The organism is Citrobacter sp. TBCS-14, from assembly GCF_005280805.1.
Taxonomy (GTDB): domain Bacteria; phylum Pseudomonadota; class Gammaproteobacteria; order Enterobacterales; family Enterobacteriaceae; genus Citrobacter; species Citrobacter gillenii.
In genome coordinates, this window is the sequence record NZ_SZWM01000858.1 from 1 (window position 1) to 541 (window position 541).

Below are 541 nucleotides of genomic sequence, written 5' to 3' on the forward strand. Positions count from 1 at the left end.
AAGATTACTCCGGCGATAAGAGCGGGATTAGCCTGTATAAAGCGGCAGCCAAATTCAAATTTGGCCCAACCTGGGCGCGCGCTGGTTATATTCAGCCAACCGGGCAAACTCTGCTGGCACCACACTGGAGCTTTATGCCTGGTACCTATCAGGGTGCTGAAGCCGGTGCCAACTTCGATTATGGCGATGCGGGTGCGCTGAGCTTCTCCTATATGTGGGCCAACGAATATNTAACGAATATAAAGCACCGTGGCACATCGAAGTCGATAAATTCTATCAGGCCGATAAAAAGACCAAAGTTGATTACCTCCATTCAATCGGCGCAAAGTATGACTTCAAAAATAACCTGCTGTTGGAAGCAGCATTCGGTCAGTCTGAAGGCTACGTCGATCAGTATTTCGCCAAAGCCAGCTACAAATTTGATTTAGGCGGTAACCCGTTTACCACCAGCTACCAGTTCTACGGTGCCCGCGATAAGGTTGATGACCGCACAGTTAACGACATTTATGATGGCACGGCCTGGCTGCAGGCACTGACCTTC

1 pseudogene is annotated in these 541 nt (G+C 49.6%); it reads left to right on the top strand.

The window, feature by feature from the left end:
• Window positions 1-541: pseudogene (chiP, locus tag FDX22_RS21715) on the top strand (chitoporin); the annotation flags it as partial.